Origin of the sequence: Sphingomonas sp. Leaf17, from assembly GCF_001421505.1 — a bacterium.
Taxonomy (GTDB): Bacteria; Pseudomonadota; Alphaproteobacteria; order Sphingomonadales; family Sphingomonadaceae; genus Sphingomonas.
The window spans coordinates 580,699-600,594 of the sequence record NZ_LMKL01000001.1 but is presented as its reverse complement, the minus strand read 5'-3'; the positions used below and the strand labels follow the sequence as shown (position 1 = coordinate 600,594).

Genomic DNA, 19,896 nt, shown 5'->3' with positions numbered 1-19,896 from the left:
CAGCCGTTCCGGATCACAGTTTGACGTTTACCCCGAAGGTGATCGTCCGTCCGATCCGGGTCTGGAACAGCGTGTCCTGGCGGACGCTGTCGGTGTAGAGCCGGTTCTGTTCATCGGTCAGGTTGGTCCCCTCGACGATCAGCTTGATCGTATCGGTCAACGCCAGCGAGGCCGAGGCATCGACGAACAGCGTGCTGTCATTGCCCTGAAGGTCGCTGCCGGGCGAGGCCGGAATGCCACGAATGAACCCGTCGCGGTAATTGGCGGTGCCGCGGATGCTGAACCGGTTGTCCTCATAATACAGCGTGCCCGACCCGGTGTTCTTTGACAGGCCGATCAGGTTGGCGGTGGTGGTGACGGTCGGCACGCCGTTGACGCTGGCGAGGATGTAATTGATCCGCGAGGTGACGCGCGTGTAGTTGGCCAGCGCACCGAAGTTCTTCAGGAACCCCGGCAGGAAGGTGAACGGCACCTGCGCGTTGACCTCGATCCCCTTCAACGGGCCGCCCGGCGTGTTCAGCGGCTGCGCGATGGTGAACAGCTCGCTTGGCAGCGTGTTGGTGCCGGCCAGCAACTCGTTCGGCAGGCCGAGGTCGCTGAACGGCACGAGCGTGTTGACGTTCTGGACGTAGGATTTCAGATCCTTGTAGAAGAACGCGGCGGACAGCAGCGCACCGGGACGGAAATACCATTCGATCGCCGCATCGAAGGTGTTGGCGCGGATCGGGTCGAGCTGCGGGTTCTGGATGCTGCCGTTGCGGGTCACCGCGTTGACGCCGCTGGTCGGGGTCAGCACGCCGAGTTCGGGACGCGCCAGCACCTTTGCGCCCGAGAAGCGGAACAGCAGATCCTCGACCGGTTCGATCACCAGATTGCCCGACGGCAGCCAATCGCTGTACTGCTTGTTCGCGGTGGCGAACCGACCCGTCACGCCGGTCGGCGAACCGGCCAGCGCGGCCGAGATGAAGCCGGACGACAGCTGGTCGGTGTGGACATAACGAACGCCCGCATCGCCGCGAACCCCGATGCCGCCGAGCCGGTCGTCCAGATCAAAGGCGGCCATCGCATAGACGGAGGTCACTTCCTCCAGCACGCGGCTGGACTGTGCCCCGCACTCGGTGCCGCAATAGCGTGTCGCATCGAGATTGAACGTGCTGATGAGCTTGTTCGGATCCAGTGACGCCCAGCTGGCCGGTGCGCCATTGCCCCACAGCGCGTCGACGCCGGTAATCTGGTTCGTGATGCTGGACAGCGTCGTGCCGGCCGGCAGGGCGCGGGTGATCGTGTCGGCGGTGAACGGGATGACGTTGCGCAGCGTGAAGTCGCTGCGGCGATACTGGCCGCCGCCTTTCAGCGTGAGGACGTCGGCGACCTTCCATTGCAGGTTGGTCTCGGCGGTCAGCCCGTTGTTCGTGTTGGTCGACGGACGCGCCTGGAAACTGTAGCCGCCGCGCACCGTGCCATCGGCCAGCGGCGGGGCATAGTTGAAGCGCGTGGGATCGGACACGTCAAAGCCGAAGCCGAGCTTGGGCGTATCGTTGCCGTCGCGATAGTCGATCGAGAAATTGGGTGTGTCCAACGCATCCATGAAATACTGGAAGCGTTGCTTGCCGAACGACTTCGCCTCGTTCAGCCCGAACAGCGCGGTGACGCTGAAACGGTCGTTGAAATCGTGCTTCAGGTTGAGATTGGCCTGCTTGAACGTCGAGGTGAAATCGTCGACCAGCCCTTCGGAACGGACGTCGACGCCGTCAAACACGCCGTAGACCAGCCCGCCCTGCGGCGTCAGTTGCACATCCTTGATCGACGTCACCGGCTGGCCGTTGTTCGCGGCCGACCGCCCGAACGAGATGGCCTCGATATAATTGTCGCGGCGCACGACATGGAAGCGCGAGTAGAGCAGGTCGAGCGAGATGTCGGTCGCGTCGTCAGGCTGGAACTGGAAACTCAGCGTGCCACCGATCCGCTTCTGCTTCTGTTCGGAATTCAGGTAGCGCGGGATGCGCGGGAAGAACGCGCCGCTGCCCGCGGTATTGGGCAGGTCGGGGCGGCGCGCGGCCAGCACGGTGTTGAACGCCGCCGTCGTGCTGGTCCGCGGCGTGCCGGGATAGCAGTTCGCGGCGTCGGCCCCCTTGCTGCCGATCGCGGGCGTGGCCGGCGCGAAGCCGACCGGCGAACAGAACAGCCCGTTGGTGTTGGCGGACAGGATATCGACCGCCGAATAACCGACCTCGCGGATGTCGCGTTCCTGATAGGCGACCGAGCCGAGGATACCGAACCGCCCGTCGGCAAACTTCTTCGCGACCAGCAGCGACGCGCGCGGGTTCACCTTCTTGGCCAGTTCGCTGTAGACGCCGCGCACGGTCGCGCTGAGCGTGAAGTCCTGCTTGCCGTCGAGCGGTTTCGGCGCGGACAGGTCGACCGTGGCGCCAAGCGAGCCTTCCTCCACATCGGCGGACGGGGTCTTGCGCACCGCCAGCGACGAGAAGATTTCGGTTGGAAAGACGTTGAAATCGAAGCTGCGGCCGTTGTTGCCACCGCCGTAGATGTCGGACGATCCGGTCTGCGACGTGCCCTCCATGCCGTTGATGCGGACGCGCGTGAACGCCGCGCCAAGACCACGGACCGAGATGTTGCGACCCTCGCCGCCATCGCCGCGCGCCAGGGCGACGCCGGGAATACGCTGCATCGATTCGGCCAGGTTGGAATCGGGAAACTTGCCGATATCCTCGGCGACGATGCTGTCGATCGCGGCGGTTTCGTTGCGCTTCTGGTTGATCGCGGTGCTCAGCGACGCGCGGAAGCCGGTGACCACGATATCGGTCATGTCGGCCGCGTCGGCCGGAACCTCGGCGGATGATGGCGTCTGGCCGGCGGGCGGTGCGGGCGGGGGAGGCGTCTGCTGCGCGGATACGCTGGCGGCGAACCCGGCCGACAACAGCGCCAGCAGGGACGCGCCGCTACGGATTCGGGTCGCGAGCTGTGGATGATTCATGGATATCCTCCCCTGTATGCATGGAAACCGTCTTGTGTGGTTTTCCACATTGTAAGACACGCAACCACATAGCATAGATTCGTCAAGTGGCTCTAGTAGTTTTTCACCGTGCTTCTGGTGACGACGGCACCGGGACTATCCGGCACAGGGTGGGTCAGCCTCCGGTGTTCCCCGATTGTCCGGCCACATCGCATCGTCGCGCCGCGCATACCCGGCGGGCGATTTCGGTTTTGCAGACCAAGTCTGCGTTTGACGCGGACATTCTCATCAAGTAGTTGCCTATCCCACAAAATGAGATGAAACACATTATCGAGTGTCGCGTGATCGTGCCACGTTACCCGACGGATCGGGGTCGCGGCGGGCAACACGCGGAGATCGCTCGACGATGCAGGTGACGTGCCTCGCTTGGGGCATGGGGGATGAGGAGCGTTGAGGGTGGCGGTTGTGACTTTGCCGAAGATCAAGCACGTCCGGGCGTTCGTCGTCCGTGGCGGCGGCGCGGATTATCACGATCAGGGCGCAGGCCACTGGATCGACGATCACATCGCCACGCCGATGAGCCGCTATCCCGAATATCGCCAGTCGCGGCAGAGTTTCGGCATCAACGTGCTTGGCACGCTGGTCGTCGAGATCGAGGCGGAGGACGGCACGGTCGGCTTCGCGGTGACGACGGGCGGCGAGCCGGCGGCGTTCATCGTCGAAAAGCACCTGGCCCGCTTTCTGGAGGGCCGGTCGCCGACCGAATATGAGAAGATCTGGGACCAGATGTATTTCTCGACCCAGTATTATGGCCGCAAGGGGCTGGTCGTAAACGCGATTTCCGGCGTCGATCTCGCGCTGTGGGATCTGCTCGGCAAGCTGCGGCAGGAGCCGGTTTATCACCTGCTTGGCGGTGCGGTGCGCTACGAACTGCAATTCTATGCGACCGGCGCGCGGCCCGACATCGCGAAGGATCTGGGCTTCATCGGCGGCAAGATGCCGCTCCACCATGGTCCCGCCGAGGGGCCTGAGGGCATGAAGAAGAATATCGCGATGATTGCCGACATGCGCGCGAAGTGCGGCGATGATTTCTGGCTGATGCTCGATTGCTGGATGGCGCTCGACGTCGATTACGCCACCCGTCTGGCGATCGCCGCGCACGAGCACGGCCTGAAGTGGATCGAGGAAGCGATCAGCCCCGACGATTACTGGGGTTATGCCGAACTGAAGCGCAACGTGCCCAAGGGGATGCTGGTCACCACCGGTGAGCATGAGGCGACGCGCTGGGGCTTCCGTATGCTGCTGGAGATGGATTGCTGCGACATCATCCAGCCCGATGTCGGCTGGTGCGGCGGTGTTACCGAACTGCTCAAGATCTCGGCCTTGGCGGATGCGCACGGCAAGATGGTCGTGCCGCACGGGTCGTCGGTCTACAGCTATCACTTCGTCGTTACCCGCCACAATTCGCCGTTCGCGGAGTTCCTGATGATGCATCCCGGGCCGACCGAGGTGGTGCCGATGTTCGCGCCCCAGTTGCTGGGCGAACCGGTGCCGCAGAACGGTCGGATGAAGGTAAGCGCGCTCGATGCGCCGGGGTTCGGCGTCACCCTGAATCCCGATATTCCGATGCACCGCCCGTACACGCATTGATGATGTATCTCTTTCCGAAAGATCCCGCATGAAGCTCTGCCGCTACGGCCAACCCGGCCAGGAAAAGCCCGGCATCGTCGATGATACAGGCGCGATCCGCGACCTGTCGGGCCTGATCGACGACCTGACGATCGACACGCTGAAGACCGCGTGCGCCGCGGATGTGGCCGCATTGCCGGTCGTCACGGGCACGCCGCGCTATGGCGTCCCGATCAAGGGCATCGGCAAGATCGTCGCGATCGGCCTGAACTACCGCGATCATGCGATCGAATCGGGTCTGCCGATCCCGACCGAGCCGATGATGTTCATGAAGCCGCTCTCCAGCCTGAACGGCCCGAACGACGACGTCGTCCTGCCGCGTGGATCGACGCATGGCGACTGGGAGGTCGAACTGGGCGTCGTCATCGGCAGGACGTGCCGCTACGTGTCCGAGGACGCGGCGCTCGACAAGGTCGCCGGCTATGTCCTGGTCAACGACGTGTCCGAACGTTTCAACCAGAAGCAGCGCGGGTCGCAGTGGAGCAAGGGCAAGGGCCACGACACATTCTGCCCGGTCGGTCCCTGGTTGGTGACGCCGGACGAGATTGGCGACGCGCAGGATCTGGCCATGCACCTCGACGTCAACGGCGCGCGGATGCAGACGGGCAACACGAAGACGATGATCTTCGACCTGAAGCAGCTTATTTCCTACGTCAGCGAATATATCACGCTGTATCCGGGCGACCTGCTCATCACCGGCACCCCGCCCGGCGTCGGCGAGGGCAAGAAGCCGGAGGCCGTCTATCTGAAGGCCGGCGATGTCATGGAGCTTGGCATCGCCGGGCTGGGTACGCAGCGCCAGTCGGTCGTCGAATGGCATCACCTGGGGGAGGGTTCGATCGCATGACCATCTATGGGGGGCGGTTTGCCGGTCGCTGTGCGATCATCACCGGCGGGGCATCGGGGCTTGGCAAGGACGTGGCGAAGCGGATCGTCGCCGAGGGCGGTCGTGTCGTTCTGTGGGATCTCGATCCGGCCAGACTGGCGACCGCGAAGGACGAGGTCGGCGCGGATCATGTCGTCGCGCTTGACGTGTCGGACGTGGACGCGGTCGTCGCGGCGGCCAGCGACAGCGCGGGCGTGCTGGGCAAGGTTGATATCCTGGTCTGCTCGGCGGGCATTACCGGTGCCACCGCGCCGGTGCACGAATACCCGATCGACAGCTGGAAGCGCGTCGTCGACATCAATCTGAACGGGGTGTTCTATTGCTGCCAGGCGGTCGTGCCGCTGATGCTGGCTAATGGCTATGGTCGCATCGTCAATGTGTCGTCGGTGGCGGGCAAGGAGGGCAATCCCAACGCGTCCGCCTATTCGGCGACCAAGGCGGCGGTGATCGGCCTGACCAAGAGTCTGGGTAAGGAACTGGCGGGCAAGGGCGTCATCGCCAACGCGCTGACCCCGGCGACGTTCGAAAGCCCGATCCTGGACCAGTTGCCGGCGAGCCAGGTCGACTACATGCGCGGCAAGATCCCGATGGGGCGGCTGGGCGAGATTCCGGAATCGACGGCGATGGTGTGTTTCATGGCGTCCGAGGAGTGCAGCTTCACGACCGCCTCCACCTTCGACACCTCTGGGGGACGGACGACCTTCTAGGCGCGCGACCGCCCCGCAACGACACCGCACCTCGGCCCGGAGAAGGCGATGACCATGATCCCGTTCGTCGATGCACATATCCATCTGTGGGATCTGGGCCACATCCGGTATCCGTGGCTGATGCCGCCGTTCGCCGAGGATGGTCCCAACGGCAGTGTCGCGGCGATCGCGCGGGATTTCGGGGTTGCCGAATACCGCGCGGCGCTGGCCCGCTGGAACGTCGTCGGGGCGGTGCATATTGATGCCGGGGCCGACCCCGCGCAGGCGCTGGATGAAACCCGCTGGCTTGAGGGCCTTGCCGCCGAACACGGCCTGCCCGACGCCATCGTCGCGTTCGCGGCGCTGGACGATCCGGATGTGGAGGCGGCGCTGGCCGCGCAAGGCGCGCATTCCCGCGTTCGCGGCATCCGCCACATCATCAACTGGCACAGCGATGCGCAGCGCAGCTACACGCCCCGCGATCTGACGCGGGATGCACGATGGCAGGCGGGTTATGCGCTGCTTGGCCGTCACGGCCTGTCGTTCGACCTGCAATGCTATCCGGCGCAGATGCCGGGTCTGGTGCCGCTGATCGCGCGCCACCCTGAGATTCCGGTCATCATCAATCATCTGGGGATGCCGGTCATCACCGATCCTGACGGGGTCGCGCAGTGGCGCAACGGTCTGCGTGCGCTCGCCGCGCTGCCGCATGTCGCGATCAAGCTGTCGGGCCTTGGCTTCATCGCCCGTGACTGGACGCCCGAGAGCGTGCGGCCGTTCCTGCTCGGGGCGATCGACCTGTTCGGCACGGATCGCTGCCTGTTCGCCAGTGACGCGCCGACCGACATGCTGTTTGCGCCGATCGACCGGTATCTCGAAACCTGTCATGATCTCGTCGCCGAGTTCAGCAAGGACGAGCGGCGGGCGATGTTCGGCCGCAACGCGAACCGCGTCTATCGTCTGGGGCTTGCCCTGTGAATCCGCTGCTCGGCGTCCTGTATCACTGGCTCGGCGGACTCGCCTCGGCCAGTTTCTACGTCCCCTATCGCGGCGTGCAACGCTGGTCGTGGGAGATCTACTGGCTGACCGGCGGTGTCGTGTCGTGGCTGGTGGCCCCGTGGTTCTTCGCCAGCCTCCAGACGCAGGATCTGCTTGGCGTGCTTGGCCGTGCACCGCCGGCTGCGCTGTGGTGGCCGGTGATGTTCGGTGTCCTCTGGGGGTTTGGCGGGCTGGGGTACGGGCTGGTCATGCGCTATCTCGGGCTGTCGCTCGGCATGGCGGTGGTGCTGGGGCTGTGCACCGTGTTCGGCACGCTGATCCCACCCGCCTTCACGGGGGAGTTTTACGACAAGCTGATCGCGACGACGTCCGGCAACATCGTGCTGGCCGGCATCGGCCTGACGCTGGCGGGGATCGTCGTCGTCGCCATTGCCGGCGCGATGAAGGACGCGGCGCTGACGCCGGACCAGAAACAGGCGGTCGTGGCCGAGTTCTATTTCCGCAAAGGGCTGGTCGTCGCGATCGGCGCGGGCATCATGTCCGCCTGCTTCGCGTTCGGGCTGGCGGCGGGCGAGCCGATCAAGGCGCTGTCGGCGGCGGCCGGCACCGGGCCGCTGTGGACCGGGCTTCCCGTCCTGTGCCTCATCATGGCGGGCGGCCTGCTCACCAATGGCGTGTGGTGCGCGTGGCTGATCGCCCGGAACCGGAGCGCGGTCCAGTGGGTCGGCCGGGTGACAGAGGGAGCACGACCACCGCTGCTGCGCAATTACGCGCTCAGCGCGCTGGCGGGCGTCACCTGGTATTTCCAGTTCTTCTTCTACACGATGGGCGAGAGCCAGATGGGGCGGCTGGGCTTTTCCAGCTGGACGTTGCACATGGCGAGCATCATCATCTTTGGTACGCTGTGGGGCTTTGCCTTTCGCGAGTGGAAGGATGCGGGCACGCGGATCAAGGCGGTCGTCTGGGCGGGGATCGCGCTGTTGCTGATCGCGACGATCGTGATCGGCTATGGCAACAGCATCGCGGTGGCACCGGTCGCATGACCCGCATCGCGCACCTGATCGCCGCCGGGTTGCTGGCGCTTGGCGGGGCCGCGCCGGCCACGCCGCCGGCGGTGGCTGACGCGCCGTTGCTGATGACGGCGATGCAGCTTCACGATCCCTGGATCGTCGCCGACACGGCCACGCGGACCTATTATCTGTTCACCCGCAACGAGGCGGCGATGACCGGCGATCCGCGCCTTGGCACGATGGTCTATGCCAGCCGCGACCTGAAGCACTGGACTAGGCCGAAGCTCGCCTTCGTGCTGCCCGCCGGCGTGTGGGCAAAGGCGGGAAGCTGGGCGCCCGAGGTGCACCGCTGGAACAACCGCTGGTATCTGTTCACGACCTTCCACGATCCCGCATCGCCGCTCGCGCCCAACGGCGCGCGCGCCACCTATCGTCGCGGCACCGTGCTGGCTGTCGCCGACCGGATCGACGGCCCCTATACGCTGGTGCGGAACGGCGAGCCGATCATCGCCAGCGACCAAATGACGTTGGACGGCACGCTGTACGTCGATCCGAAGAGCAAGCCGTGGCTCGTCTACGCTCATGAATGGTGGCAGACGACGATCGGCACGATCGAGGCCGCGCCGCTGAAGCACGATCTGTCGGTGGCGGATCCGTCGAAACGCCTGTTCGGCGCGAACGACGCGGCGTGGGTGGTCGGCCAGAAACAACCCGATGGCGACACCGTCTACGTCACCGATGGCCCGCAACTGTATCGCAGCAAAACCGGCACATTGCTGATGCTGTGGTCGAGTTACGGGAAGAAGGGCTATGTCGAGGGGCAGGCCCGGTCGCGCTCCGGCGACATCGCGGGGCCGTGGGACCAGCTCGGCCCGCTGGTCGAGCGCGACAGCGGGCACGGCATGCTGTTCCGCGCATTCGACGGGCGGTTGATGATGATCCTCCACCGCCCGTTCAATTTCGCACTCGGCAAGCTCTATGAAATGCGCGACGACGGCGATCGGCTGTCGGTGGTGCGCGAGGCGACCGAACTGGATGGCGAGGCGTATCCGACGCATCCCTGCACGCCGGGTCATTCCTCGTTCGACGGGGCGAAGCCGGGATGCTGATGCTCGGCGCGCAGACGGTCTGGCCGCTATGGGCCGATGCAGCGTCGGTGACGTTCGACGATGGCACGGCCGCACCCGACGTCGCCATCGTCACGGCGGTGAACCAGCCGGCGGTGCTCGGGTTTCACCCATTGGTGCCGAACGGGCGCGCGATGCTGGTGATCGGCGGCGGTGGCTACACCGCGCTGATGGCGGGCAGGGAAGGGGTGCAGGTTGCCCGCTGGCTGACCGGGCTTGGCTATCACGCCTTCGTGCTGCTCCACCGTTTTCCCAACGCGGCCAACGGCGTCGCCGCGCCGCTCGACGATGCGCGCGAGGCGATGCGCCTGATCCGCGCGCACGGTCTTGCTTCCGCCGGGCTGGGCGTGGTGGGGTTGTCCTCGGGCGGGCACCTCGCCGCCTGTCTGGCGGCCGCCTATCCCGATGACTGGACGCCGCCGGTGTCGCGCCATCCCGACCAGGCAACGCGGCCCGATGTCCTGGTGATCGGCTATGCGCCGGTTTCCACCAACGCGGCCGGCCGGACGATCGTCGCCGACAAGCCGCCGCTGCCGCCGGTCGAGAAGCAGGCGATGTACGACCGGCTGCAGCCCGACGCGCAGTTGCTGCCGTCGCCGCCGCCCGCGTTCATCGTCTATGCCGGCAATGATCCGGTCGTCCCGATCGAAAATGCGCGCCGGCTGTACGCGGCATGGCAGGCGACCGGCGGCGCGGCAGATCTCCACATCTTCGCCGACGCGCCGCACGGCTTCGCGCTTGATACGCGGGGGCAGCCGGTTGCGCTTTGGCCGATGCTCTGCGCGGCATGGCTCCGCCAGACCGGCTTCCTCGATTAACGACCGGCCCGGCGACGCGCGGGGTTACCGCGTGCCGGCCGCCGCCACCGGATTGTTGCCCCACAGCGTGTCATAGGACCAGCCCGACAGATCCTCGACCACGCGGGCGTTGTCGGCGCTGGAGGGGGTGCGTTCGCCACGCCGCAGATGCTCGATCTCGTCCAGCAGGATCGCGTGCGTGCCGGGGGTCAGGCGAAACCGCGTCGAAACGAGGACGCCGAACACCAGCATCGCGATCGTGCCCGCGCCCAGCACCGCGACGATCGCATGGATCGCCTGCGGGCTTTGTTCGGTCGCCTTGGACACGAAGCCCGACGCCTGCATGACCTGCCCGACCAGGATCACCGCCAGCGCCTGGCTCATCTTGCGCACGAACGTCATCACGCCGGCGAACGCGCCCTCGCGACGGCGGCCGGTGACGATCTCATCGACGTCGGCCATGTAATTGTACGTCGCCCAAGGGATATAGTTCAGCGCGCCGCGACCCAGCCCGGCGAACACCACCGGCAGCCAGAACAGCGCGGACGTCGCGGTATAGCCCGCCGCATACATCGCGAGGAAGATCACGACCCCGATCGCGAAGCTGAGCGCGGCGAAGCGGTAGGCGGCGGCCGGCGACAGGCGCAGCGCGAAGTTGATCGCCAGCACGACGGCGACCAGCTGGACGATATACGTCACGCCGACGAGGTTGGCGACCACCGCGGTCGACCCGGCCAGCGCGAAGATCACGAAATAGGTAAAGGCCGCGTTGTAGATATCCTGGCTGATATAGCCGCCCAGATACATGCCGAGATGCAGCCGGAACGCCCGGATCCGCAGTGTCGAGAACAGGTTGCGGTACAGCGCCTTGAAGGCCGCGCCGAGCGTCGGCTTCTCGACCGCCGCGATCTCGTCCAGCCCCGCCGGCCGCTGCCGCTCCCAGCTGAACGCATAGAGCAGGCCGGCCGCGCCCATGAACAATATCGAGAAAATGATGCCCATATACAGATAGGTGTCGGGCGAATCCGGCCCCAGATAGGCGATCAGCCAGCCCGGCAGGAATGCCGCCGCGATTGCCGAGCACTGCCCGCACAGGATCCGCGCGCCGGCGAACTTCGCCTTGGTCCGGTAATCGGTCGCCATTTCGGAGGCGAGCGTCTCGTACGGGATGATCTCCATGGCGTACACCATCTCGAACAGGACGTAGGTGACGAGATAATACCAGAAGCCCTGGCCCGCGACCCACATGATCGCAAAGGACGGCAGCAGCGGGATCGCGGCGAGGATGAAGATCCGGCGTCGCCCGAACTTGCGGCCCAGCCAACTGCGGCCGATATTGTCGGACAGGTGGCCGATCATCGGACTGGTAAACGCGTCCAGCACGCGCGCGACGCCGAAAATGATCGTCGCCTGCGCCGCCGACAGCCCGCAAAAGCTGGTGTAGAAGATCAGGATCCACGTCGAGATGACCGCCATCGACCCCGCGCCGAGCACGTCGTTCGAGCCGTAGGCGAGCAGATTGTACCAGCGCACCGGGCGTGATGGTGTCGTAGGCAGGATGGGCCGGGCGGCGATGGGGTCGGTGGCCATGTGCTCTCCTCAGCCCGCATTGTTCAGGCGGGGCTGTGTGGATGGGGCATTGTGCTCCTGCCTGCGCAGGCAGGAGCACGAGATCGTCAGATGTACGTGCGCAGGAACTCGGCCAGCGCGACCATCGCCAGGCTCTGGCCATAAGGCATCGAGGTGAGCGCGATGTCCTTGTAGAATTGCTGGGTGTCGCCCATCGCCGTGCCGAAGCTGACCTGCTTCAGCTCGCCTGCGTCGTCGATATTGGCGAGCACGCCCTTGACCGCCTTGATCCCGACCGCCTCGTAATGGCGCGGCAGATAGCCTTTGCGGACGCCTTTCAGGATGCCATAGGCGAAACCAGCCGTCGCCGACGCCTCCAGATAGCTGGTCGGGTCCATCACCAGCGTGTGCCACAGGCCGCTTTCGTCCTGCGTCTCGGCCAGCGTCTTCACCTGCGCGGCCAGCGTGTCGATCAGGAAGGTGCGCAACGCATCGCCCACCGGCAGATCGAGAATCTCGATGATCTCGGGGATCGCGATTGTCACCCAGCAATTGCCGCGCGCCCACAGCGCCTCGGCGAAATTGTGCCGGCCGTTGAAGTCCCAGCCGTGGAACCAAAGGCCGGTCTTCTTGTCGAACAGATACTTGATGTGGACCAGGAACTGGCGCTTGGCCTCCTCGACATAGTGCGGACGGTTCAGCAGCAGGCCGATCTTGGCGAGCGGCAGCACCGACATCATCAGCGTGTCGTCCCACATTTCGCCGGGATTTTCGTCATTGTAGACGATATGCTGGAACCCGCCCTCCTCGGTCTTGGGCAGGCCGTCGGGGGCCATCAGCCATTCGGCCCAGGTGTCGAGATAGGGGATGTAGCGCGGATCCGGCTCGCGTTCGTAGAGATAGGCGAGCGTGATGAACGGCGCGACCGTGTTGATGTTCTTGGTCGGCGTACCCTCGGCGAAGCGATCCTCGAACCACTGTTTGATGATCGCCAGCGCGCCGGCGTCGCCGGTCTGCTCGTAATAGCGCCACATGCCGAACAGGCCGACGCCGTGGGTCCATTCCCAGCCGGCCCAGCCCTTGGTGTCGATGACCCGGCCGTCGTCCAGCCGCAGCAGGAACTCGCCGGTTTCGTCCTTGATGTTGACCAGATTGTCCATCAGCTTGGCGATCGCGGCGGTGACGTCCGCGCGCGGCACGTTGTGGGTGAGGGCAGCCAATTATCGTCTCCTGTTGGGGCGCACGGGGGCAAGGCCGTAGTCGCGCGCCATTGTCTGGTAGAGGGTGATGAAGGCGGGATCGGCGTCGTAGCGGCCGCCATCGTCGTCTGACGGTGTTGCTCCGTCGGCTGGTGTGTTCGGTTCCGTAACGGCACCCGGTGCCTCGGCGGTGTTGATCCCCTGCGACAGCAGGTCCGGCTTCGGCCCTTCGCCCGCGTTGATCCCGTTCCGCGTGAAGATCGCTTCCTGATGCCGTGTCGGCTCCCAGATGAAGCTGCCCCAGCCATGCGGCTGCGCATGGACGAGGTCGTTCACATAGCGTTTGCGCGACGAGTATTCGAGCGCGAGGAAACCGTGATCGGGATAGGCTTTGGCGAATTCGGCAAAGGTTCGCGCCCAGTCGCCCTGCGCCTGTTGCTGATAGCAGGAGAAGCCGGTGGCATCGAAGGTCACGCCGCGCCGGAGCAGATTGTCCATCCAGTGGCGGACGATCGGCCAGTGCCGGCCAAGGTGGTTGTGTACCGCCACCCGCGCCGCCGGGGTCGCCGCGCGCGCGCCCGCGATTCCCGCCTTCAGCAGCATCGCGAACCGGTCGTAACCGCCCGCGCCGGGCACGCGCATATGGACCGCATCGGTCTGCGGATTGCCGGTCGGAATCGTCAGCGGCACGCGGCCGTCCGGCCACAGCATGCCGAACGTCGTCTCGTTGCCGATCACCACAAGATCGGGTGCGGCCCCCGCGCGCGCCATCGCCGACAGCGCGTCGACGGTATGCCGGTGGACCGCATCGACCAGTTGCGCGAACGTCAGCGCGGCCCACGCGGCCGGCTTGTCCTGATGCTGCGGATCGGCCCAGGTATCGGAATAATGCAGCGTCAGCGACAGGTGGAAACCGGCCGCCTTGATCCGCTTCGCAAACGCGATCGTGCGCGGCAGGTCGCACCACGGGCCGCCGGGCTTGCCCGACGAATAGCCCCGGGCCGGATCGACGAACAGCCGCAGCTTGATCGCGTTGAACCCGGCATCGCGCAGGATTACCAGCGGATCCTTCGCCACGCCGTCCGCGAAATACGTCGCGCCGGCAAATTCGTCCTCGGGGATCCACGAGACATCCGCGCCGATCAGATACGGCCAGGGTCGCGCGCCGCCGGCGGCCAGCGCGGGGCGGGGGATGGCGGCAAGGCAGGCCGCCGCGCCCGCACCCGCACCGAATGTCCGGCGGGTAATCATGGTGCGTTGCCTGCCCGCGCGGGTGCAGCGACCATCCGCACGGGCACGCCGCCCCTGACGGTGCGCAGCGACACCAGCCGGACCTGTTCTACCGCATCGCCCGGCTGGCCGTCTGACGTGACGGCCAGCGCCACGGTGTTGCTCCCGTGGTGGTTCAGGATGCCCTCTGGGATCGGGAAGACACGCTGCGGCCCGACATGGGCGATGAACTGCCCCATGTTCCAGCCATTGACGAACAGCAGCGCGCGATACCGCGCGACCGAGCGCGGCGTGGCGGTGTCGCCGAACGCCAGCGCAATCGTGCTGTCCTGCCCCTTGGGCAGCGCCAGATCGAACTGCGTGCGATACCACGTCGTGCCGGGCGTGACCGTGGTGGCGGGCAGCGTCGTCGCGGTCCAGCCGGTGTCGTCGAAGCCGGGCAGGTGCCAGCCGAACCGTTCGCCATATTGGCCGCCATTGTTGGCGGGGCCGCGCGCCGGATCGGGCAGGACTTCGCCGCCCTGCTTGCCCTGGATCTTCCACGCGATGGGTATGGCGAAGCTGCGCCCGCCGGGCGCCTCGATCGACGCCGAGATCAGCCCGCGCGCTTCCTTGTGATAATCGTCGGAATCGAGATCCCAGTTGTGGCCGTTGTTGCGGACCATCACGCTCAGCACATGTTCGCCGGGGGCCTGTGCCGATGCCGGCAGGTCGAAACGGGCGCCGCCAGTGGTGATCGGGCGCGGCAGGCCGCCGGGAAGCTCGTTCTGGCCGGCGAACACGCCATCGACCCAGACCTGCACCATCCCCGAACCGCCGCCGCCGTAGAACAGCGCGATCTGCTTGGCATCAAGGGTGCCGGTGAAGCGCCCGCGATACCAGACGTCGCCGTCGTGGAAGCCGTAAGAATCCATCGTCAGGTTCGGCTGGCCGTCGGGCTTTGCGGTAATCGTTGCAGCGCCGCGCCCGTCGATCGCTTGCCACGCGCTGTCGTCGAACCCCGGCTCGGCTTCCGGCGAGCCGTTCGCGGACCGCCAGCCGGTCAGGGCGGGTAGAGTCACGGGCGTCGGGCCGGCCAATGGCCGTGCCGCCACCCGGCTGCCGGTCTTCGTCGTCGTCAGCGCGACGGTTGCGCCGTTCCACCGTACCGACCGCAGGGCCTTGGGCGCCCAGAGTTCGAGCGGCGTCGCCTCGGCCGTGTCGCCGATCAGCGCGAGCGTGCCGCCCGTCGCCTTCGTCGCGCGCAGCAGCGCCGGTCCCCGCACCAAAACCGCGTCGCTGCCCCGCCAGTAGCGGACGGCCTCCGCCTCGTCGGCGAGGATCAGCGTCAGGGCCGGGCGTCCGCCGCCGGCGATCCGCACGATAGACCGGCCGCGGTGATCGTAATCGAGCCGGAGATCCCCTTTGGCCGCATCGAACACGCTGGTGGCTGCGCCCTCCAGCACGGTGATCGTCGGCGCGGATGCATAGCGCAGCACGGTCTCGCCCGTCTCGCCCGCCCGGCCGTACAGCAGCATTACGTCGTCGCCGTCGATCGTCAGCGCGGTCTGCAATTCCGACGTCGAATAGACCAGCCGCTGCCCGCCAAGGTTCACCCCGGCGACCAGCCATTTGGCATCGAAGCCGTTCAGCCGCGCCGGTTCCCCCTGCGGGAAGGTGTAGCGTCCGTCCGGCAGGTCGGCGGTGATCGTGAAGCGGTCGTCGGTCTGCCCGTTGGAGGGTTTGTGCGTCACCATCAGGAAGCGCGCGTCGCTCTCCGGGCTGCGGTTGTGATAGACCTGCACGGCTGGTGAGGACACCTGCACCGGCACGGCCGGGACCATGCCGGCGAGGTCCGGCACGGCGGCGATCAGCCCGCCGAGCTGCTTCATTTCCTCCGCCTTGCCGCGCACCGCGCGCGCTTCGGAAATCGCCGCGCCATAGTCGTAGCTGGTGAACACTACCGGCGCGGGCAGCCAGCCCCAGCTCGTGCCCCCGAACCCCATGTAGAAGCTCTGGATGTCGATGCCGTTGGCCAGATTGGTGCCGTAGAACACGCGCTGGAACCGCTTGCCACGCTGGACCGCGTTGCATTCGTACCCGCCGTTCGATCCCCAGTAATCGAACCAGCCGCCGCCAAATTCCGCCAGGAACGCCGGGGTGTCGGGCGAGGCCGAGGCACCGCCCTTCGCGCCGCCAGTGCCGTAATAGCCCCAGTCGGGCGCGGCCACGTTGCGGGTCGGCACACCCGCGACGGTGCAGGTGCCGCCGGGATAGCCATCGAACGCGTAGAGATCGCCCGGGCCTTTCACGACGCCCGCGACGGTCGAGCTTTCGGGCACCCAATAGCCGTTGCGCCCCTGATCGTTGTGGAACAGCGGCACGGTGATGCCGTCGGCGCGCGCCTTGGCATACAGGTGGTCCATGTAGCGGCGCTGGGTCGGGGTCGTCAGCGCCAGTTCGTTTTCGATCTGGTGCAGGATGACGCTGCCGCTGTGTCCCTTGCCATCGCCGTTGATCTGGTGCCGGGCGATGATCGCGTTGATCTGCGTCAGCCATTCGTCGACCGCCGCCAGATAGGCCGGATCGTCCGTCCGTGCGCGCGCCTTCTGGTTGACCAGCCAGCCCGGGAAACCGCCGCGCGACAGTTCCGCATTCACATACGGCCCGGCGCGGGTGATGACGTACAGCCCCTCCTCCTGCGCCATCGTCAGCACGCGTTCGACGTCGCGGATGCCGGTGAAGTCGTACACGCCCTGTTTCGGGCTGTGATAGCCCCAGTCGAAATACAGCGCGACGGTGTTGAACCCGCTCGCCTTCATCTTTTGCAGGATGTCGCGCCACAGGTCGGGGCTGGGCAGGCGGAACGGGTGGAACTCGCTCGACCAGATGACCTGACGCTTGCCGTCGATCATCAGCGACCGCGCGTCGTAGGATACGCGGCCAAAAGTCTTGACGGGGGCCGCAAGGTTCTCGGTCGGCCGTGCCACCTGCGCGGATGCCGGCACGGACATCAGCGCGGTGGCAAGCGCCAGCGCGATCAGGTGCGAACGATCAGTCATGGTGGAAGATCATAGGCAGCGTCCATTCGCGCGGGCGATTGTCCGGCTCGACCTCCATCAGCGGGGCCATGTAATCCCACCAGCGCTTCATCACCGGATGATCGGGCAGGGTATCGCGCGTGTTCGGTTCGGCCAGCTTCAGGACCGCGAACAGTGACAGCGTGCCTTCGTCGAGGAAGATCGAATAATCGTGAATGCCGCTCTCGGTCAGCAGCGCGGACAGCTCGGGCCAGATCTCGTCGTGGCGCTTGCGATACTCGTCGACCACGCCGGGCTTCAACTGCATCCTGACCGCATGGATCGACATCGCACCCCTCCAATCCACTATGTGGTATTGTTCTGTACGATTTGGTAAAGGTCTTGGGCGCTCAGGTCAAATGCTAACCGCGCCAGAGCGGCGTGCCGGTTATCGAAAGTCCAGTCGCATCAGCAAAGACGAACGGCGGGCGAGCGTCGGCTGCGGTCGTGGCGAGGTCCAGACGGTCGATCGTCAGCCTGCGTGCATGGCGAACCCACAGGCCCCAAGCAGGCAGCACGCCGAACATGCTGGGTTCGGGATAGGCACCGGCCAGTTCCTCCGGCCGGCGCGCCGCGTCCTCGGCGGTGCCGCCACCGCGATAGGACAGATGGATATGGGACAGCGTCAGATCCTCGACCGGGTGGCCGGGAAGGCCGGCGATCGTCGCGGCAAAGCGGTGGTCGATCCCGGTCGCGTCGATTTCGCTGAGCGTCACCCGGCGGATCGCACCGACGCCGGTACCCGCCGGCCCACGCCGCCGGTCGCCGATCCGCAGGAACAGCGGCGCGGTCGTCACGTCGCGCATGGTGATCCGCCGCACGACGACGTCCTCCATCACGCCGCCGTCGACCGTCTCCAGCGCCAGACCGCGACAATGGGTGAAGCTGCAATCCTCGATCAGGATCCGCCGGTAGCCGCCATTGCTTTCGGTCCCCAGCTTGATCCGGCCGGTCACCCGGTCGCGGTCCGGCGCAAGGAGTTGCGTCGTCCGGCGCGTACCGTCCAGCATGGTGCCAAGGTCATGGCCGGAAACCGCGCAGTGGCGCACGGTCACGTCCTGCGATGCGATGGCGCGACCCAGCGCGAAGCTGCTCTTGATGACGATCGCGTCGTCATTGGGGGTGTTCACGCGGCATCGTTCGACGACGGTATGCCGGACGCAATCCAGGTCGATGCCGTCGCGGTCGGTGTCGATGGTCAGGTCGTGGATATGCAGGTGCTGCGTACCCGTCGCGAGAATCGCGAAATGCCCGCAGCGCAGCATCGAGAACCCCGACAGGCGGATATTGCGCCCGTTCCTGAACGCGATTCCCTTGTTGCCAAGGCCGTTCATGCGCGTCGCGTCGGGTTCCAGCCGGGCGATCTCGGCCGCGCTCATCTGACGCATCGACAGCGGCCGCTCGCCGGTCTGCGCCTTCCAGCGCGCGCCGGGACCGTCGCGCGTCAGCCCGGCCCCGTGGATCAGGCCGGGACCGACTATCGCGACATCCTCGACGTCCTCGCCCCAGAACAGGCTGTTGCGCCAGTGGCTGTGGCCGAAATCCTGATACAGCTGCTCGCCATTGTCTTCGGGCAGGTCGTAGCGTCCGGCATGCCGGGCCGGATCCGCCGCCTCGATCACCGCGCCTTTGGCAAACTGGATCGTCACACGGCTTTTCAGACGGATCGAAAAACACAGATAGCGGCCCGGCGGAATGGCCACGGTGCCCCCGCCGGCCCTGGCGGCGGCGGTGATCGCGGCGTTGATCGCCGGGCTGTCGATCGTCCGCCCGTCCCCGCGTGCGCCGTGATCGCGCACGTCGATCATGGTCGCGGCATGCGCGGGGAAGGGGAGCAGCGCGACGCCGATCCCCAAGCCCAGTGCCCGACGCGTCACGGTCGAGGCACCGGTCACGACTATTGCAGGTTCACATACATGCCGCCGTCGACCAGCAGCGATGCGCCGGTGACGTATTGCGCAAGGTCGGACGCCAGGAACACGGTCGGTCCGACCAGATCGTCGGGCCTGCCCAGACGGCCAAGCGGAATCCGCTTTTCCATGTACGACCGCTTGTCCTGATCGGCGAGATCGTCCTTGTTGATGTCGGTCAGGATCGTGCCCGGGAACAGCGAGTTGCACCGGATCCCATGCTTGCCCAGCGCGATGGCGACCGACTGCATCAGCGAATGCAGCCCCGCCTTGGTCGGCGTGTAATGCGTCTGATACTCGCCACCGACCAGCGCCGAGATCGACGACATCGCGATGATCGACCCGCCGTCGCCCTGCTTCACCATCTGGTTGGCCGCCGCCTGCACCATGAAATAGGCACCGTGCAGGTTGACGCGCATCGTCCGCTCGAACGTCTCGACCGGCATGTCGAGAAACGCGTGGAACGGGCAGATCCCTGCGTTGTTGACGAAGACGTCGACCCGACCAAGCGCGGCGACCGCGCGGTCGATGAAGTCGTGGGCGGTCGCGGGGTCGGCCACGTCGCCCTGAATGGCGATGCCCTTGCGGCCAAGCGCTTCTATTTCGGCGACCGCGCTGTTCGCCCCGTCGACATCGCGCGCGAAATTCAGCGCGACGTTGGCGCCGTGGCGCGCGCAGCCGATCGCGACCGCCCGGCCGATACCCGCCGATGCGCCGGTCACCAGCACGGTCTTGCCTTCAAGCAACATGATAATCTCCTT

General features: G+C 66.1%; 15 protein-coding genes. 7 read left to right on the top strand and 8 right to left on the bottom strand.

The window, feature by feature from the left end:
* Positions 1–13: 13 nt before the first annotated feature.
* Complete coding sequence (locus tag ASE75_RS02780) at positions 14–2,995, bottom strand: TonB-dependent receptor (RefSeq protein ID WP_055928356.1); 2,982 nt, start codon at positions 2,993–2,995, stop codon at positions 14–16.
* A gap of 444 nt (positions 2,996–3,439) precedes the next feature.
* Here ASE75_RS02780 and rhmD point away from each other — a divergent pair, with 444 nt between their 5' ends.
* From rhmD to ASE75_RS02745, 7 genes are read left to right on the top strand one after another with little or no spacing between them, the layout of a single operon-like run.
* A complete protein-coding gene (gene rhmD / locus ASE75_RS02775) occupies positions 3,440–4,624 on the top strand; it encodes an L-rhamnonate dehydratase (protein WP_055929361.1) in 1,185 nt (394 codons plus the stop codon).
* Between the two features lie 28 nt (positions 4,625–4,652).
* Entirely contained in the window at positions 4,653–5,510 is an 858-nt protein-coding gene (locus ASE75_RS02770; protein ID WP_055928352.1) for a fumarylacetoacetate hydrolase family protein, read from the top strand.
* Positions 5,507–6,256, top strand: coding sequence for an SDR family NAD(P)-dependent oxidoreductase (locus ASE75_RS02765; RefSeq protein ID WP_055928349.1), 750 nt, complete (start codon positions 5,507–5,509; stop codon positions 6,254–6,256). Before ASE75_RS02770 ends, ASE75_RS02765 begins: the two co-directional genes overlap by 4 nt.
* A gap of 54 nt (positions 6,257–6,310) precedes the next feature.
* Positions 6,311–7,213 (top strand): amidohydrolase family protein, encoded by a 903-nt coding sequence (locus tag ASE75_RS02760; protein WP_055928345.1) that lies wholly within the window; start codon positions 6,311–6,313, stop codon positions 7,211–7,213.
* On the top strand, positions 7,210–8,277 hold the full coding sequence (gene rhaT, locus ASE75_RS02755) for an L-rhamnose/proton symporter RhaT (RefSeq protein WP_055928342.1): 1,068 nt from the start codon (positions 7,210–7,212) through the stop codon (positions 8,275–8,277). Before ASE75_RS02760 ends, rhaT begins: the two co-directional genes overlap by 4 nt.
* Positions 8,274–9,353, top strand: coding sequence for a glycoside hydrolase family 43 protein (locus ASE75_RS02750; RefSeq protein ID WP_055928338.1), 1,080 nt, complete (start codon positions 8,274–8,276; stop codon positions 9,351–9,353). Before rhaT ends, ASE75_RS02750 begins: the two co-directional genes overlap by 4 nt.
* Positions 9,347–10,189 (top strand): alpha/beta hydrolase, encoded by an 843-nt coding sequence (locus ASE75_RS02745; RefSeq protein ID WP_235512489.1) that lies wholly within the window; start codon positions 9,347–9,349, stop codon positions 10,187–10,189. Before ASE75_RS02750 ends, ASE75_RS02745 begins: the two co-directional genes overlap by 7 nt.
* A 24-nt stretch (positions 10,190–10,213) precedes the next feature.
* Here ASE75_RS02745 and ASE75_RS02740 read toward each other — a convergent pair whose 3' ends face one another.
* The 7 genes from ASE75_RS02740 to ASE75_RS02710 all read right to left on the bottom strand — a co-directional run bounded on the left by ASE75_RS02740 (position 10,214) and on the right by ASE75_RS02710 (position 19,887).
* A complete protein-coding gene (locus ASE75_RS02740; protein WP_235512488.1) occupies positions 10,214–11,758 on the bottom strand; it encodes an MFS transporter in 1,545 nt (514 codons plus the stop codon).
* Positions 11,759–11,844: 86 nt separating this feature from the next.
* Positions 11,845–12,957: a beta-galactosidase BglB gene (bglB, locus tag ASE75_RS02735; RefSeq protein ID WP_055928336.1), complete on the bottom strand. Its 1,113-nt coding sequence runs from the start codon at positions 12,955–12,957 to the stop codon at positions 11,845–11,847.
* Complete coding sequence (locus ASE75_RS02730) at positions 12,958–14,187, bottom strand: glycosyl hydrolase 53 family protein (RefSeq protein WP_055928333.1); 1,230 nt, start codon at positions 14,185–14,187, stop codon at positions 12,958–12,960. It lies immediately after the preceding gene.
* Positions 14,184–17,207 (bottom strand): glycoside hydrolase family 35 protein, encoded by a 3,024-nt coding sequence (locus ASE75_RS02725; RefSeq protein ID WP_055928330.1) that lies wholly within the window; start codon positions 17,205–17,207, stop codon positions 14,184–14,186. Before ASE75_RS02725 ends, ASE75_RS02730 begins: the two co-directional genes overlap by 4 nt.
* Positions 17,200–17,514: an L-rhamnose mutarotase gene (locus ASE75_RS02720; RefSeq protein WP_055928327.1), complete on the bottom strand. Its 315-nt coding sequence runs from the start codon at positions 17,512–17,514 to the stop codon at positions 17,200–17,202. Before ASE75_RS02720 ends, ASE75_RS02725 begins: the two co-directional genes overlap by 8 nt.
* 73 nt (positions 17,515–17,587) lie before the next feature.
* Complete coding sequence (locus tag ASE75_RS02715) at positions 17,588–19,120, bottom strand: rhamnogalacturonidase (RefSeq protein WP_235512487.1); 1,533 nt, start codon at positions 19,118–19,120, stop codon at positions 17,588–17,590.
* Between the two features lie 2 nt (positions 19,121–19,122).
* Entirely contained in the window at positions 19,123–19,887 is a 765-nt protein-coding gene (locus ASE75_RS02710; RefSeq protein ID WP_055929347.1) for an SDR family NAD(P)-dependent oxidoreductase, read from the bottom strand.
* Positions 19,888–19,896 lie beyond the last annotated feature (9 nt).